The organism is Mycobacterium sp. HUMS_12744610 (assembly GCF_041206865.1).
Lineage (GTDB): Bacteria > Actinomycetota > Actinomycetes > Mycobacteriales > Mycobacteriaceae > Mycobacterium > Mycobacterium servetii.
The window spans coordinates 1,808,531-1,824,297 of the sequence record NZ_JBGEDP010000001.1; the positions used below are offsets into that span (position 1 = coordinate 1,808,531).

The 15,767-nt window shown below is 69.2% G+C and carries 10 protein-coding genes; 4 read left to right on the forward strand and 6 right to left on the reverse strand.

All coding sequences use genetic code 11. The annotated features are described in order from the left end of the window. Positions 1–119: 119 nt before the first annotated feature. Positions 120–908, reverse strand: coding sequence for a hypothetical protein (locus tag AB8998_RS09010; protein ID WP_369737570.1), 789 nt, complete (start codon positions 906–908; stop codon positions 120–122). 190 nt (positions 909–1,098) lie between these two features. Between AB8998_RS09010 and AB8998_RS09015 the strand changes: the two genes are divergently transcribed. Continuing rightward, positions 1,099–2,763, forward strand: coding sequence for a DHA2 family efflux MFS transporter permease subunit (locus AB8998_RS09015; RefSeq protein WP_369737571.1), 1,665 nt, complete (start codon positions 1,099–1,101; stop codon positions 2,761–2,763). Here the strand turns inward: AB8998_RS09015 and AB8998_RS09020 are convergent. Both AB8998_RS09020 and AB8998_RS09025 read right to left on the reverse strand, forming a co-directional pair. After that, positions 2,736–6,164, reverse strand: coding sequence for a TM0106 family RecB-like putative nuclease (locus tag AB8998_RS09020; protein ID WP_369737573.1), 3,429 nt, complete (start codon positions 6,162–6,164; stop codon positions 2,736–2,738). The genes AB8998_RS09015 and AB8998_RS09020 overlap by 28 nt on opposite strands. Before the next feature lie 143 nt (positions 6,165–6,307). Next, positions 6,308–6,895, reverse strand: coding sequence for an LppP/LprE family lipoprotein (locus AB8998_RS09025; RefSeq protein ID WP_369737574.1), 588 nt, complete (start codon positions 6,893–6,895; stop codon positions 6,308–6,310). A 142-nt stretch (positions 6,896–7,037) separates the two neighbouring features. Between AB8998_RS09025 and AB8998_RS09030 the strand changes: the two genes are divergently transcribed. Continuing rightward, positions 7,038–8,726, forward strand: a complete 1,689-nt coding sequence (locus tag AB8998_RS09030; RefSeq protein WP_369737575.1) for a DEAD/DEAH box helicase — start codon at positions 7,038–7,040, stop codon at positions 8,724–8,726. Next, the gene (locus AB8998_RS09035; RefSeq protein ID WP_369737576.1) at positions 8,723–9,859 is read left to right on the forward strand and encodes an acyltransferase family protein; all 1,137 of its coding nucleotides are present in this window, start codon (positions 8,723–8,725) and stop codon (positions 9,857–9,859) included. The genes AB8998_RS09030 and AB8998_RS09035 overlap by 4 nt, the downstream gene beginning before the upstream one ends. Positions 9,860–10,297: 438 nt before the next feature. Here the strand turns inward: AB8998_RS09035 and AB8998_RS09040 are convergent, their stop codons facing one another. Then, positions 10,298–11,698 carry an IS1380 family transposase gene (locus AB8998_RS09040; RefSeq protein ID WP_369736302.1) on the reverse strand — a complete coding sequence of 467 codons (1,401 nt, stop codon included), beginning with the start codon at positions 11,696–11,698 and terminating at the stop codon, positions 10,298–10,300. Positions 11,699–11,830: 132 nt separating this feature from the next. On the opposite strand from AB8998_RS09040, the gene AB8998_RS09045 reads away from it, so the two are divergent. Then, positions 11,831–13,816, forward strand: a complete 1,986-nt coding sequence (locus AB8998_RS09045) for a PE domain-containing protein (protein ID WP_369737577.1) — start codon at positions 11,831–11,833, stop codon at positions 13,814–13,816. 53 nt (positions 13,817–13,869) lie between these two features. Here AB8998_RS09045 and AB8998_RS09050 read toward each other — a convergent pair whose 3' ends face one another. Together AB8998_RS09050 and AB8998_RS09055 are read right to left on the reverse strand one after the other, a co-directional pair. Next, the gene (locus AB8998_RS09050; RefSeq protein ID WP_369737578.1) at positions 13,870–14,454 is read right to left on the reverse strand and encodes a TetR/AcrR family transcriptional regulator; all 585 of its coding nucleotides are present in this window, start codon (positions 14,452–14,454) and stop codon (positions 13,870–13,872) included. After that, complete coding sequence (locus AB8998_RS09055) at positions 14,454–15,707, reverse strand: cytochrome P450 (RefSeq protein WP_369737579.1); 1,254 nt, start codon at positions 15,705–15,707, stop codon at positions 14,454–14,456. Before AB8998_RS09055 ends, AB8998_RS09050 begins: the two co-directional genes overlap by 1 nt. Between the last annotated feature and the right edge of the window lie 60 nt (positions 15,708–15,767).

Below are 15,767 nucleotides of genomic sequence, written 5' to 3' on the forward strand. Positions count from 1 at the left end.
GGCTGGCGCGGCGCCTCACGGCGCCGGTTCTCACCGTTTCCGCCCCGTCAAGGCTAACCCTTCCCCGTCGATTCGCCAGACGGGCCGGGTATGTCCGCCGAACCGGCTACCGGTCGGCCTCAGCCGGTCTCGGAGATCGGCGGCACCACGTGCAGGGCGCGTGGCCAGCGCGTGGGCGGGGCGCCGAACGCCTGGTGGGCGTTGCGCACGATCTTGCGGCCCGCGAGGTAGTTGCCGACGGCCCCGACGATGATGCCGATGCCCACCGGTAGCAGCTTGCCGAACACCAGGGCGCTGCGCCGCACCGTGTAGCGGCGCACCCACGACTTGAGCAGCCGCGAGTTGAGCCCCGACATCGATGACAGCGGCAGCGCGGCCACGCCCTCGGCGATCCAGCCGCCGTTGGTGCGCGACGGACCGATCAACTGGGCGACTGCCTGCTTACCGTTGTCGCCGACCAGCACCGACAGCACCAGTGCCCGGCGCCGCTCCCGGTGCTCGGCGGGAATGCCGTGCGCGACCGCCACCGCCAGCACGAAGAAGGCGGTGGCCTCGAGGAACGCGACGGTTTCCGCGGCGGCCGCCGACAGCGCGCTCAGCGTGCCGATACCGGGGATGGTGGCCGCCGCGCCCACCGCGATGCCGCTGGACGTGACCACCGCCATGTAGCGCCGCTGCAGCTTGGTGACGACCCCGGCGGGGCTGATCCCCGGGTGGCTGTGCCGCAGGCGAGACACGTAGGCCTCGGCGGCCGGGCCCTGGATCCGCGAACTGCGCTCGATGACCTGCGCCAACGCCCGCGCGGATGCCCTGGGCCGGCCGTTGGTAGGGGGCGGGGGCCGCTCCGCGCCGGCCTTGCTCGGGCATCGGCCGTCAGACCGTTGAGACCTGTTCCGTCGGGCCCGCATATCGTCTCTCCTGCGAATGGCGTTCATTTCAGGCTAACGCGCATTCGCGCCCGGCAGGGGATCCGTGCCTGCGGGCTCCGTCACCCCAATCGGGATAATGGCTCTGCATGCGGGGTGCAGTGGGTGGCGTGCCGGTCCGTTTGCCGGTCCCGGTGTGGGGAACCGTCGAGAGCTGAACGAGGTGGGGTACATGGTCACGGCGACACGCCCGTCGCCCCGGGGAGGCCGGCGCACGGGGCCCGGCCGCGACGTCGCCACCCGCCGGTCCCGGCGGTGGCCGTCGGGCGCCCGGCTCGCTGGAAGCCCGTGGTCGGCGCTGTGGGCGATGATGATCGGTTTCTTCATGATCATGGTCGACTCGACCATCGTCGCGATCGCGAACCCGACCATCATGGCCGACCTGAACATCGGGTACGACGCCGTGGTGTGGGTGACCAGCGCCTACCTGCTGGGCTATGCGGTCGTGTTGCTGGTGGCGGGGCGCCTGGGTGACCGGTTCGGTCCCAAGAATCTCTACCTGATCGGCCTGGTGGTGTTCACGGTCGCCTCGATGTGGTGCGGGCTGGCGGGCAGCGCCGGCATGCTGGTGGCGGCCCGCGTCGTGCAGGGTGTCGGCGCCGGGGTGCTGACACCGCAGACGTTGTCCACGATCACCCGCATATTCCCGGCGCACCGGCGCGGTGTGGCGGTCAGCGTGTGGGGCGCCACCGCCGGGGTGGCCAGCCTGGTGGGGCCGCTGGCCGGCGGCGTGCTGGTCGACGGGCTGGGCTGGGAGTGGATCTTCTTCGTCAACGTGCCCATCGGCGTCGCCGGACTGGCGCTGGCGGTGTGGCTGGTTCCGGCGCTGCCCACGCAGGCGCACCGGTTCGACCCGCTCGGCGTCGGGTTGTCGGGGGCGGGCATATTCCTGATCGTCTTCGCCCTGCAGCAGGGCCAGGCCGCGCATTGGCAGCCTTGGATCTGGGCGATGATCGTCGCCGGCGCCGGGTTCGTCTGCGCGTTCGTCTACTGGCAGTCGGTCAACCACCGGGAGCCGCTGGTTCCGCTGGTCGTCTTCGCAGACCGCGACTTCAGCCTGTGCGCCGCCGGGGTGGCCATCACGGCTTTCGCGACGACTGGGATGATGCTGCCGGTCACGTTCTACGCGCAGACCGTGTGCGGGCTGTCGCCGACCCGCTCGGCCCTGCTGATCGCACCGATGGCCATCGCCAACGGCGTGCTGGCGCCCTTCGTCGGCAGGATCGTCGACCGCTATCACCCGCGGCCGGTGCTCGGCTTCGGCTTTTCGATGCTGGCGGTCGCGCTGACGTGGCTGTCGTTCGAGATGGGCCCCGACACCCCGGTGTGGCGGCTGGTGTTGCCGTTCCTGGCGCTGGGGGTGGGCAACGCGTTCGTCTGGTCGCCGCTGACCGCGACGGCCACCCGCAATCTGCCGGCGCGCCTCGCCGGCGCCGGCTCGGGGGTCTACAACGCGATCCGCCAGCTGGGGGCCGTGCTGGGCAGCGCCGCCATGGCCGCGTTCATGGCCTCGCGGATCGGCGCGGAGATGCCGCCCCACGCGGGGAGTCCGGAGCATGCCGGGGCGCTGCGACTGCCCGGGTTCCTGCGCGACCCGTTCTCGGCCGCGATGGCGCAGTCGATGCTCCTGCCCGCGTTCATCGCGTTGTTCGGGATCCTCGCGGCGCTGTTTCTGGTCGGGTTCGCGCCCTCGGTGATCACCCGTGCGGGCGCCGACGAGCCGGGCCGGCCCGTGGGTGGCCCCGTCGTCGGCGCTGACGATGACGATGACTATGTCGAGGTGATACTGCGCCGCGAAGCCGCCGCCGGCTACGGCAGGCACTCCTCCGGCAGGTAGGCCCGGTCCGTCAGCGCCAGGAAGGCGCCCAGGTCGACCAGGCCCGCGGGCGTGGCCGGCAGGTACTCGGTCAGCAGTGCAGACCGGACGATCACCGCCGCGTACTGTGCCCGGCTGACGGCGACGTTGAGCCGGTTCCTGTTGAGCAGGAACGACATTCCGCGCGACACCACATCGGCAGACGAGGCAGTCATCGAAACGAACACCACCGGCGCCTGCCCGCCCTGGAACTTGTCGACGGTTCCGACCCGCACGTCGCCGAGCCCGGCGGCGGCCAATCGGCGGCGCACCAACGCCACCTGCGCGTTGTAGGGCGCCAGCACCAGCACGTCGGCGGCGGCCAGCGGGCGGGTGCCGTGCTCGTCGGTCCACGAGGCACCGATCAACCGCGTGATCTCGGCGGCGATCGCGTCGGCCTCTTCGGGGCTCTCGCTCGAGTTGCCCTGGTGGGCAACCGGGAGCACGCGCACGCCGGGGCGGCATCCGACGAGGTGGCGCGTGGCGGTCAGCTCGTCGTGGGAGTGCAGCCTGCCCTCGTAGGACAACGTGGAGACCGCGGCGCAGATCGCCGGGTGCATCCGGTAGGAGCGGTCCAAGAAGTAGCCCCGCGCGTCGGGCAGCGTGCGTTCGCCGTCGACCAGCCATTCCAGCGCGGACACGTCCACGGGCTCGGGATGGGTGCCCTGGCTGACCTGCGGCAGTTGCCGGGGGTCGCCGAGCAGCAGGAGATCGGCGGCCGCCGGCGCCACGGCGATGGTGTTGGCCAGGCAGAACTGGCCCGCCTCGTCGATCACCAGCAGGTCCAGGCTGCCCGGGGGGACCCGGTTCGGATTGGCGAAATCCCATGCCGTGCCGCCGATCACGCATCCGGACGTATCGGCGATGAATGCCGGGTAGTGGGCCCCATCGATCTGCTGCCAGCGCACGGTGTCGTGGTGGTGCCGCTTCTTGGCGACCCGCCCCGCATCCAGCCCGGAGTCGATCACGCAGTCCAACAGGTTTTCCACCGCCGCATGCGACTGGGCCACCACGCCGACCCGCCACGCGTGGTCGGTGACGAGCTGCCGGATCACCCGGCCGGCGGTGTGTGTCTTGCCGGTTCCCGGCGGCCCGTGCACCGCCAGGTACGACGCGTCCAGGTCGAGCAGCGCGGTGGTGATGTCGGCGGCGGCGTCGCCGCTACGCGGTAGCGGATCGCCGCTGCGGGTGCGGGGCGCGCGGCGCAGCAGGATGTCGACGATCGCGCTGTCCGGCAGTCGCGGCAGTCCGGCAGCCACCGTGGCGGCGGTCGACTCGATCGACTCCCGCAGCACCGTCGTCGAAATGGGCGCGCCCGGCGTGAGGGCGAACGGCAACTGGTGAAAGGTGTTGCCGTCGCGTCCCGTTCGTTCGACGATGACCACCTCGGTGGGCACCATCGGGTCGTCGGCCCCGATCACCTCGGCGCGCCCGGCCGCCCGCCGCCTGGGGTCGTCGGTCATGCCGGGCGGGGTCGGCGGGTCGTAGAGCGCGAACACCTCCCTCGCCAGGTCGCCGCGTGCGAGGTCTCCGCGCAGCCGCACTTCTCGCCGGGGCTTGCGCGCGCGCGGGGGCGTATGCCAGTCGGCGCTGACGCACGCGTCCACCGCGATGAAAACGTCGGTGCTGTCCGCCCATTCGTCGACCGGGAAGTTCAGGCGGTCGAAGTGCGCCCACCAGAACGGCTTGTCCTCGCGCCGGTGATAGCCGCGCGCCGCGGCAACCAGCGCCACCGCCGTCTGCTCGGGCGCGCGGCCGCCGACGGCGGGATCGCCGGCGAAGGCCGACAGCGTTACCGCCAGTTCGTCGCCGTCCTCGACGGCATCGGCCGCCGGAACCGCCTGCACACCAACCGGCACCACGCCGGACTCGTAGGCGCGCAACAACAGCCAGTTGCGCAGTTCGCGGGTCGACCGGCAGTCGTAGTGGTTGTAGTCCTCGATCTCCTTGAGCACCGCGGCGGCGTCGTCGAATCGGGCGGCGGACCGCAGCTCGCAGTAGCGGGCGTAGGAGGTGATCGAAGCGGTGGCCGTGGTGACCTCGCCGGCGCGCAGCTGCGCACCCATGTACAGTGGCTCCAGCGCCTTGAGGCTGAACGATTCAGCGCCCACGCGAATGCTCTTGCGCACCAGCGGGTACAGGTCGACCAGTGTCCCGCTGCGCAACAGTTCGTCGACCTCGTCCTCGTCGACACCGTAGCGGCCGGCCAGCCGCAGCAGCGCCGTCTTCTCGTACGGCGCGTAATGGTAGATGTGCATGTTGGGGTGGCGTTTGCGGCGTTTGGCCACCAGCGCCAGAAAGTCGGCCAGCGCCTTGCGTTCGTCGACCCGGTCGTGCGCCCACAGCGGGCGGAAGTTGCCCGCCGTCTCCAGGATGCCGAACAGATATTCCAGGCCCCACTCGTGGCCGTCGGCGGTCCACAGCGGGTCGCCCTCGAAGTCGAAGAACAGGTCGCCGGGATCGGGCTCGGGCAGCAGGGCCAGCGGCTGCGGGTCGACGACCTCGAACTGGGGGGCACCGGTGTCACGTTGGCGCACTTGCAGTTTCGCCTGCTCGGTCAGTTTGGCCAGCGCCGTCGCGCCCAGGCCCGGTACCGGCCCGGTGTGGCCGGCCAGCTGTGCGACCGTGGTGATCCCGGCCGCCACCAGCGCGTCGCGCCGGCTCACCCGCATGCCGGCCACCAGCAGCAGGTCGTCGGCCGCCCGCAGCTGTTCGGCGCACAACTGGCAGCGAAAACAGGCGGCCACCCGCGGGTCGCCCCAGCGCACCGGGGCGCCGCCGGCGTGGTGTTCGTCGAGCAGGCGCTGCAGCAGTGCGCGCTGGGAGCGGTACACCGGGATCAGGTCGCAGAGGCGATAGGGCACCACGGTTCCATCGCCCAGGTGCAGTTCGGCGTCCGGTGCCACCGCGATGCCGGCGGCGGCCAGCGTGTCGGCGTAGGCGGCCAGCTGCAACAGCGCCTCGACCTTGGGGGAGCGGGCCAGCTTGGTGTCGACGATCCGATACCGGTCCCCGTCGCGTACCAGGAAGTCGGCGAAGCCGACGAAGCGGCCGTCGAACATGGCGGCCTGATACACCGCCGGAGCGCGTCGCTCGACCGCGCGTCGGGTCGCCTGCGCGGCGGCCGTCAGTCCGGCGAACGTGTAGGGCGGACGGCCGATGATCGCGACGGCGTCCCCGAATGCGCGTCTTAATCCGGCGAGTTCGCGTCGCTCGTGCTCGTTGCCGAGGGCGGCGGTTCGCGTCAGCAGTTCGTCCTCGGCGGCCACGGCGGGGCCCCGGCCGAGCTTGGCGTCGAAATCCCGGAGCAAGGCGTATTCGCACCGGGCGGCGGCGGCGAGGTCCGAAGCGCTGTAGACGATGCTGTCGCCGGTGACGAACACAGCAGCAACTGTAGGCGAGTGGCCTGGTGGCGAGCCGGATGTGCGCTGGCCTGCCGTCCGCGACCGCACCATGGCCTTGATCGGGGACGCTTGGCGCTGTGACTTACGTCATCTCCCACATTGCTGGCGCGGCGCCGGTCCGCTCAGCCCGGGACGTTCCCGATGATCTCGACGCCGGTGCCGTTCCAGTGGAAGCGCACCGGGGTGTGCAGGCCGTTGAGGCCGCTGGGATAGGTCAGCGCCACCGTGTCACCGGTGCACAGCGCGGTGTCAATCCCGTTGAACCCGTAGGTGTCTGGCACCCCCTGCGGGATGAACTTGCCGAGATGGAACATCACCGCGCGGGTGTTGGGGCCGGGCGCATTGGTGTTGGCCTTGATGATGACGGCCGATAGCTGGGCGCATTCGTTGTAGTTGCCGGCCAGCGGGGCGGGGCTCCAGGGTTGCCCGCTGCGCGGGTCGCGGGGCAACTCGGAGACCACTTTGGCGATGGCGGGCGCGGCGAGGTCGACCGCGCAGGGATCGGGCGGCGGGCCACTGCTGGCGGGGGGCGCCGGCGGCGCGGTGATCGACGGCGCCCCGGGCGCTGCGCCCGGGGCGCTCGCCGGGCTGGTGACCCTGCTCTCGGGGGTCTTGGCGACCGTGGAGTCTCCCGAGCCGCAGCCCGCCACGGTGGCGGCGACCAACACGACAGCCGGGGCACGGCGGGCTAGCGACCACACACCGCGCACCGTACCGCCCTCGGCCCGGCGGGCCGGGCAGGCGTGGCCGCGTCGCCGCCGCGGCGCGATGTGCTCTCGGCCACGGTGGAGGGGCCACTCGGCCCCGCTCGGCACCTGCGAACCGTCGGTTCCCACTAAACTCCATAGGACAATGGCCCCCTCAGAAGATCCGCCCGCGACTTTCGCCGACCTGCAGATCCATCCCGCGGTGGTGCGGGCGGCCGCCGACGTCGGCTACGAATCGCCGACGGCCATCCAGGCTGCGACGATTCCGGCGCTGCTGGCGGGCTCGGACGTGGTGGGCCTGGCCCAGACGGGCACCGGCAAGACGGCGGCGTTCGCGATGCCGATCCTGTCCAAGATCGACGTGACCAGCAAGGCGACCCAGGCGCTGGTGCTGGCGCCCACCCGGGAGCTGGCCCTGCAGGTGGCCGAGGCGTTCAGCCGCTACGGGGCCCACCTGCCCGAGGTGAACGTGTTACCGATCTACGGCGGGTCTTCCTACGGCGTGCAGCTGGCCGGGCTGCGCCGCGGCGCGCAGGTGGTGGTGGGCACCCCCGGCCGGGTCATCGACCACCTGGAGCGGGGGACGCTGGACCTCTCGCGCGTCGACTACCTGGTGCTCGACGAGGCCGACGAGATGCTCACCATGGGCTTCGCCGAGGACGTCGAACGCATCCTGTCCGAAACCCCGGAATACAAGCAGGTGGCTTTGTTCTCGGCGACCATGCCACCGGCGATCCGCAAGATCACCACCAAATACCTCCACGACCCCCTCGAGGTCACCTCCAAGGCGAAAACCGCCACCGCCGAGAACATCTCGCAGCGCTACATCCAGGTGGCCGGCCCGCGCAAGATGGACGCGCTGACCCGCGTGCTGGAGGTCGAGCCGTTCGAGGCGATGATCGTCTTCGTGCGCACCAAGCAGGCCACCGAGGAGGTCGCCGAAAAGCTGCGGGCGCGAGGGTTTTCCGCCGCCGCCATCAACGGCGACATCCCCCAGGCGCAACGGGAGCGGACCATCGCCGCGCTCAAGGCCGGCAGCATCGACATCCTGGTCGCCACCGACGTGGCCGCCCGCGGCCTCGACGTCGAACGCATCTCCCACGTGCTCAACTACGACATCCCGCACGACACCGAGTCCTACGTGCACCGCATCGGGCGCACCGGGCGGGCCGGGCGCAGCGGGTCCGCGCTGCTGTTCGTGTCGCCGCGCGAGCGCCACCTGCTCAAGGCGATCGAGAAGGCCACGCGCCAGACACTCACCGAGGCCGAGCTGCCCAGCGTCGAGGACGTCAACGCGCAGCGGGTGGCGAAGTTCGCCGACTCCATCACCGACGCGCTCGGCGCCCCCGGCATCGAGCTGTTCCGCCGCCTCGTCGAGGACTACGAACGCGAGCACGACGTCCCGATGGCCGACATCGCCGCGGCGCTGGCGCTGCAGTCCCGCGACGGCGAGGCGTTCCTGATGGCGCCCGAACCCCCGCCCGAGCAGCGCCGCGAGCGCCGCGAGCATGCCGAGAAGCCCGGGCACCTGCGCGCCTTCAGCACCTACCGCGTCGCCGTGGGCAAGCGGCACAAGATCGGCCCCGGCGCGATCGTCGGCGCCATCGCCAACGAGGGCGGGCTGCACCGCAGCGACTTCGGCCACATCTCGATCGGGCCGGACTTCTCGCTGGTGGAACTGCCGGCCAAACTGCCCAAATCGACGCTGAAAAAGCTTGAGCACACCCGCATCTCGGGCGTGCTCATCGACCTGCGGCCGGAGAGGTCGTCCGGCAAGCCCCCCGCGAAGGCCCGCCACGAGGGCGGGCGGCCCCGCAGGCAAAGCCCCCGATGACCCTGTCCGAGGAAATCGAACAGGGCGGACTCGAACAGATCTCGCACGTCGACCGGGTCGCCTCGCTGACCGGCATCCGCGCCCTCGCCGCGCTCCTGGTCGTCGGTACCCACGCCGCCTACACCACCGGCAAGTACACCCACGGTTACTGGGGCCTGGTCGGCGCCCGGCTGGAGATCGGCGTGCCGATCTTCTTCGTGCTCTCGGGCTTCCTGCTGTTTCGCCCCTGGGTGAAATCGGCCGCCACCGGCGGACCACCGCCGTCGCTGAGTCGCTATGCGCGGCACCGGGTGCGCCGGATCATGCCCGCCTACGTGATCACCGTGCTGTTCGCCTACGTGCTGTACCACTTCCGCGCGGCGGGACCCAACCCCGGGCACAGCTGGCTGGGGCTGGCCCGCAACCTGACGCTGACGCAGATTTACTGCAACGGCTATTTGGGCAAGTACCTGCACCAGGGCCTGACGCAGATGTGGAGCCTGGCGGTGGAGGCGTCCTTCTACGTCGTGCTGCCGCTGCTGGCCTATCTGCTGCTGGTGCTGATCTGCCGGCGACGATGGAGGCCGCGGCTGATGCTGGGCGCCCTGGCGGGCCTGGCGTTGCTGAGCCCGGCGTGGCTGGTCCTGGTGCACACCGACCACGCATTTCCCGACGGCGCCCGGCTTTGGCTGCCGACGTACCTGGCCTGGTTCCTGGGTGGCATGGCGCTGGCGGTGCTGCAGGGGATGCGGGTGCGCGGCTACGCGTTCGTGGCCGTACCACTGGCGGTGGTCAGCTACTTCATCGTCTCCACGCCCATCGCGGGCGCCCCGACGACGTCGCCGGCGTCGCTGAGCGAGGCGCTGTTCAAGACGGTGTTCTACGCGGTGATTGCCACGCTGGCGGTGGCGCCGCTGGCCCTGGGCGACCGGGGCTGGTATTCGCGGCTGCTGGCCAGCCGGCCGATGGTGTGGTTGGGGGAGATCTCCTACGAAATCTTCCTGATCCATCTGATCACGATGGAGTTCGCGATGGTCTACGTCGTGCGCGCGCACGTCTACACCGGCTCGATGCTGTACCTGTTCGTCGCGACCCTGGCGATGACGATCCCCCCGGCCTGGCTGCTGCACCGCTTCACGCGCGTGCGCGAATGAGCGCGGCCGAAAGCGTCTGACGGCTGAGCCGTGCAATTTTGATGTCCTAATGACCACAATTCATTGGGCCTCGGCCACGAGTTCGGGTTTGGTTTTCGCCGGTTAAGTGGCCTATCTCGGGGGCTCGTTCCATCCCCGCGCCCGGGTCACTGATTGCCGGGGGCGGGATCCTTCAACCGAGGTTGACAGAAAGGGCGCTGAGCGTCAATGTAGCGTACGCGCCGAATTTAATTTAAGACTTCTGTATTGCCGCCATGATGCCTCAGAATTTCACGGTGGCCCGGGTTCTGCTGTGGCGGTCTGCGGGGCGGCAGCTTTGTCGAGGTTTTGAGGCTGGGGGTAGGCGGCGGCGCCGCGTGTCGTGCGGTGACGCCGGGTCCTTTATCCCGGGGGTGGTTACTCCTTTCTTGGGGTCGAGAGGGCATAGGGGCCTGTGGGTCAGGGTATGGCGCGGACCCTGTTGAGGGCGTCGGCGAATTCTTGTGCCCAGGGCCAGGTTTGGGGGATCCGCAGGATCAGGTAGCGGGATCGTTTGATCAGCCGGGCCGCGGCGTGCAGCAGCCGGTAGCGCAGGGTGGCGGGTTCGGCTTTGGCCAGTGGGCCGTCCAGGAGTAGCAGTCGCATCCAGCACAGCAGGTCGATGGCGATCGCGACGGCGGTGACCCAAGCGGTGTTGATGGCGAACGAGTGTGAGGGCCAGCGGGCCAGGCCGGTGTCTTTGCCGGTGCGGATGAAGCCCTCCACCCGGGCGTGGACGCGGTGGCGGGCTTCCAGTCGCTGGGGTTGTCCACCGGCAGTCGAGGTGGCGAGGACCTGGTAGCGGTAGCCGGCCAGCTGCTCGAACAATGACAACTGGGTGCCGTGTTCGATTTCTTCGCGCCGCACCAGGATGCGCATGCCGGCCGGCCAGCCGACCAGCCGATCCCCTCCGGTGCTGTGGCGCAGCAGCCCGGTCAACTCGGCGACCTGGGCGTCGTCACGGGCCGCTCCGGTGGCATCCAGTGCGGCTTGCCATCCCGCATCGGGCATCTGGCCGATCGCGACCCGGACCCGCTCATCGAGGTCGAATCCGACCGAGTAGCCCACTGACATCCCCGGCCGGGCATTGAGTTTCTCCAGGTGTTCGACGACGGCGTGGCTTGAACCCGCGCCGTCGATGGTGACCAGCAACTTGCGGCGCCACTTGGCCGGGATCGCCGCGATCGCGGCGTCGATGATCGCGATATGATCGGCCGCGGTGTTCGAGCCGGCGTTGCCTGCACGGGCGATCACCGCCAGCAGTTCGCCGGTGTTGTCACACCACGCCAACAGCGGGTGGAAGCCAAACCCGCCTTTGAAATTGCCTGCGGCGTGCTGCTTATCGCTGTGCGACTGAATCAGCGACGCGTCGATGCGGATCACGATCGTGTCCCCGAGGTCCCCATAGCAGGTCTGCGAAGCCGGGATCGCACCGTGGCGGGCCTCGATCGCCTCCCACACCCGAGAGCGGACCTTGTTGCGCACGGCCGTGACCTCGGTGATGCTCTGCTCGTCGATCTCGCCCAGGGACCGCCACATCGTCGGAACCGACGCCACCGCCTGAAACAACCGGTGCTGATCGCGCAGCACCGCGGTGCCGGCCAGGTTCTGCGCGCCGCCGGCGATCGATACCGCCACATCGCGCAACACCGCGCCTCGGTCGTGGGTGACTTCTGGGCGCGACAGCACCGACGACAAACCGCTGGTCAAACCCAGATTGTCGGCCAGCAACCGGGGTATCACGTTACCGGCGTGCCCGACCACGTCGTCGCCACGGACCTCAACTCGGACATTCTTCGACCAATCCGTAGTAGCCTGCATCTGACAGGTGCACTCCCATCCTGGATAACCGAGCCTCGAATACTCCGATTATCCTTGCGGCAGTGCACCTTTCACGTTAACGACACCCCTGAGCTCCACATTCGATGAAAAATCCAGGGATGGGAGTCGGAATTGTCTTTTGTCATCGCTTCGCCCGATGCTATTGCCGCAGCGTCCGCCAACCTCGCCAGCATTGGATCGGTGCTCCAGGAAGCGCACGCGGCTGCGGCGGGTGCGACCACGCAGATCCTCAACGCGGCCCAAGACGACATATCCGTGGCGGTCTCGGCGGTGTTCGGCAACTACGGTCGGGAGTTTCAGGCCCTGGGCGCGCAGGCCACGGCTTTTCATGGGCAGTTCGCGCAGGCGTTGAACTCGGGCGGGTTCAGCTACGCGGCCTCGGAGGTCGCCAATTCCTCGCCGCTGCAGGCGTTAGCGCAAGATGTCCCCGCGAACATCGGCCCGGGCAACATCGGCGTTTTCAACCTCGGCGCCGGCAACACCGGCAACCTGAACCTGGGCGTGGGCAACATCGGCAGCGTCAACATCGGCAGCGGCAACACCGGCAACCTGAACCTGGGGTTTGGCAACCTCGGCGGCGGCAACTGGGGCTCGGGCAATTTCGGCAACAGCAACTTGGGCTTCGGCAACGGCAGCACGCTCAACAATACGATCAGTGCTCCCACCCCGTCGTCGGGGAACGTCGGCAACGGTAACCTCGGCAACTCCAACCTGGGTAGCGCCAACATCGGCAACTTCAACGTCGGATTCGCGAACAACGGCAACAACAACGTCGGCTCGGCGAACATGGGCAGCGACAATTTCGGCTTCGGCAACTTCGGCAACCACGACATCGGTATCGGGCTCACCGGCAATGACCAGATCGGCATCGGCGGGCTGGACTTCGGCAGCGGGAACGTCGGCTTCGGGAACTCCGGCAACTTCAACTGGGGCCTGGCCAACACCGGTGACTACAACATCGGCCTGGCCAACACGGGCAACCACGACATCGGTATCGGGCTCACCGGTGACAATCAAATGGGTTTCGGTGGGTTCAACTCCGGCAGCGGCAACACCGGCCTGTTCAACTCGGGTGCGAACAATACCGGTTTCTTCAACTCGGGCGGCGCCGGCTTCGGTGGCGGCGGAAACTGGGGCCTGCTCAACTCGGGTGTGGCGAACTCGGGCATGTTCAACGCCGGCTCGTTCGACACCGGTTTGTTCAACGCGGGCTCGTTCGACGCCGGTGTGTTCAACGCGGGCAGCTACAACACCGGGTTGCTCAACCCGGGCACGCTTGACATGGGCATCGGCAACACAAGCCAAGGGGATCTGGGCATGTGGAACGCGGGCCAATCGGACATGGGCATGTTCAACGCGGGCGCGACGAACCTGGGTTTCGGCAACGCCGGTTCCTTCAACAACGGCTTCTTCAACTCCGGCAATGCCAACTTGGGGTTTTTCAACTCCGGTATCCAGAACGTGGGCGGTTTCAACTCCGGCGGCACCTCCGCCTTGACGGCCACCGGCCCGATCACCGGCGTGTACACCGGCAACATGGGTTTCTTCAACTCCGGCACCCTCAACACCGGCATCGGGAACTCCGGCAATATCAACACCGGCATGTTCAACGCCGGCAGCGTGAACACGGGCTTCGGCAGCGCGCTCAGCCAGCCCGGCACGGTCTCGGGCTTCGGGAACACGGGCAGCTACGAGTCGGGCTGGGACAACACGGGCACCTACAACGCGGGCATGGGCAACTCGGGCAGCTTCAATTCGGGCTACATGAATACGAATACGTCGGGTTACTTCGACGCGGGCTTCTACAACTCCGGCGACGACGTGGGCTTCGCCAACACGGGCAGCTTCAATGTGGGCTTCGCCAACTCGGGTGCCGGCGGTGGCAACGTGGGCTTCGCCAACTCGGGTGCCGGCGGTAGCAACGTGGGCTTCGCCAACTCGGGTGCCGGCGGTAGCAACGTGGGCTTCGCCAACACGGGTAATACCACCACGGGTGTGGGTAACTCCGGTGAGCTAGACGCGGGTGTCGGGAACTTGGGCACCAACGATTCGGGTGGCTTCAACCACAGCGACAACCAGTCCGGCTTCTTCAACTGAACCTCGGGTTTGGCCGCTTCGCACCGGGCGCCTGCGTTGGCCCGCGGTCGCAGTCAGCCGTTCGGCACCGATGCGGCCGGTGTCAGGATCGGCACGACGAACTCCTCGACCATCGCCTTCTCGTCGGCCTCGTCGCGGCCCGGGAACATCAGCAACGACGTCAGCACCCGCACCAGCCAGCGCGCCCGGCGCTCGACGGTGGCCGGGTCTTCCGGACCGAGCGAGTCGAGGAACGCCGCGGCCAGGGCGGTGATCACCTCGGAGCGGCCCGCGAATTCGCCGCCGATCGGGGGACGGCTGGTCGCGAACCACGCTGCCAGCGCTGGGCTTTCGCGCACCATCTGCAACGCCGCGGCCATGGCCCCGATCAGCCGCTCGCCCGGGTCGTCGATCCCGTCGATCCGCTCGGCGATGCCGCGGGCGAGCCGGCGGGTCTCGCGGTGCACGTACGCGGTGCGCAGCGCCTCGCGGTTGTCGAAGTACCGGTACAGTGTCGCGCGGGAACACCCTGCGGCCGCAGCGATTTCGTTCATGCCGACCGAGGCCGGGTCGTCCTCGGTGAACAGCCGCTCGGCCGCGTCGAGGATCCGGTCGGTGGCCGCCTCCTGGCGGCGTTTCCCGAGCCAGTCGCCCGCCATCAGGCGTTGACCCGGATCGGCACCGACAGCGGGCGGCGCACGTAGCTGCCACCCGACCAGACGATCGCGGACTCGTCGACCTCGAAATCGGGGCAGCGGGACAGCAATTCGGTGAGCGCGACGCGCGACTGCATCCGGGCGGCCGCGGCGCCCAGGCAGTGATGCGCCCCGTGGCTGAAGGTCAGGATGTTGCGCGGGCACCGGGTGACGTCGAGTTCGCCGGCGTCGGGCCCGTATTGGCGTTCGTCGCGGTTGGCCGACCCGTAGAGCAGGAGCACCTTGCGACCGGCCGGGATGGTCGTGCCGTGCAGCGTCACGTCGCGGGTGGTGGTGCGCGCCAGTCCTTGCACCGGTGAGGTCAGCCGCAGCAGTTCGTCGACCGCGTCGGGGATCAGCCCGGGCCGATCGGCCAGCAGCCGGCGCTGGTCGGGCCGCCGGTGCAGCAGCGGCATCGAGCCGCCCAGCATGCCGGTCGTGGTGTCGTTACCGCCGGTGACCATCGTGAACGTGAACGCCAGCACCGAAAGCGTGCCGGCAACGTCGCCGCCAACGCCGCCGTCCGCGCCGACTCCGGCGGCCACCAGATGCGAGATGGTGTCGTCTTCGGGTTCGGTGCGCCGGCGCTCGATCAGCCCGGTGAAGTAGGCCATCATCGAGCCGACGGTGTCGCCGGCGCTCTGGGGAGCGCCGGCGACACCGCCTTCGACGGTGTTGGCCGCCACGATGGCGTCCGTCCACCCGTCGAACTGCGCGCGATCCTCCTCGGGCACGCCGAGGTAATGGGCGACCACCATCGATGGCAGCGGCTTGAACAGCTCGGCGACGATGTCGCCGCCCCCGGCGGCGCGCAACCCCTCGATGCGCTCCACCACGAATGCGCGGACTTTCGGCTCGACCGCCTCCACCTGGCGCGGCGTGAAACCGCGCGACACCAGTTTGCGAAACTCGGTGTGCACCGGCGGATCCTGCATGACTAAAGGCGGATTGTCTTGCAGACCAATCATTTTCAGATCACCGTAGGCGACCGTCAAACCCTGTGCCGAGGAGAACGTCTCGTGGTCGCGCGCCGCCGCCCAGATGTCGGCATGGCGGGACAGCACGTAGTAGTCGTGCTCGGGCCTGCCGGCCGGCACGACGTGGTGCACCGGGTCGTGGTCGCGCAGCGCGCGGTACATCGGCCAGGGGTCTGCCCACGTGTCGGCGGTGGCGAGTTCGAACGCGGCCGGCGCGTTGTGAGACACGGCCGCAGTCATGTCTCATTGGTACGACACGGGGCGCGCGGTGTCAAATCCGGCCGTGCTGCAGCCGGGCGC

Excerpts from the sequence above, each read along its gene's own strand:
- AB8998_RS09010 (WP_369737570.1), bottom strand. The coding sequence starts at position 908 with ATGCGGGCCCGACGGAACAGGTCTCAACGGTCTGACGGCCGATGCCCG.
- AB8998_RS09015 (WP_369737571.1), top strand. The coding sequence starts at position 1,099 with ATGGTCACGGCGACACGCCCGTCGCCCCGGGGAGGCCGGCGCACGGGG.
- AB8998_RS09030 (WP_369737575.1), top strand. The coding sequence starts at position 7,038 with ATGGCCCCCTCAGAAGATCCGCCCGCGACTTTCGCCGACCTGCAGATC.
- AB8998_RS09035 (WP_369737576.1), top strand. The coding sequence starts at position 8,723 with ATGACCCTGTCCGAGGAAATCGAACAGGGCGGACTCGAACAGATCTCG.
- AB8998_RS09040 (WP_369736302.1), bottom strand. The coding sequence starts at position 11,698 with ATGCAGGCTACTACGGATTGGTCGAAGAATGTCCGAGTTGAGGTCCGT.
- AB8998_RS09050 (WP_369737578.1), bottom strand. The coding sequence starts at position 14,454 with ATGGCGGGCGACTGGCTCGGGAAACGCCGCCAGGAGGCGGCCACCGAC.
- AB8998_RS09055 (WP_369737579.1), bottom strand. The coding sequence starts at position 15,707 with ATGACTGCGGCCGTGTCTCACAACGCGCCGGCCGCGTTCGAACTCGCC.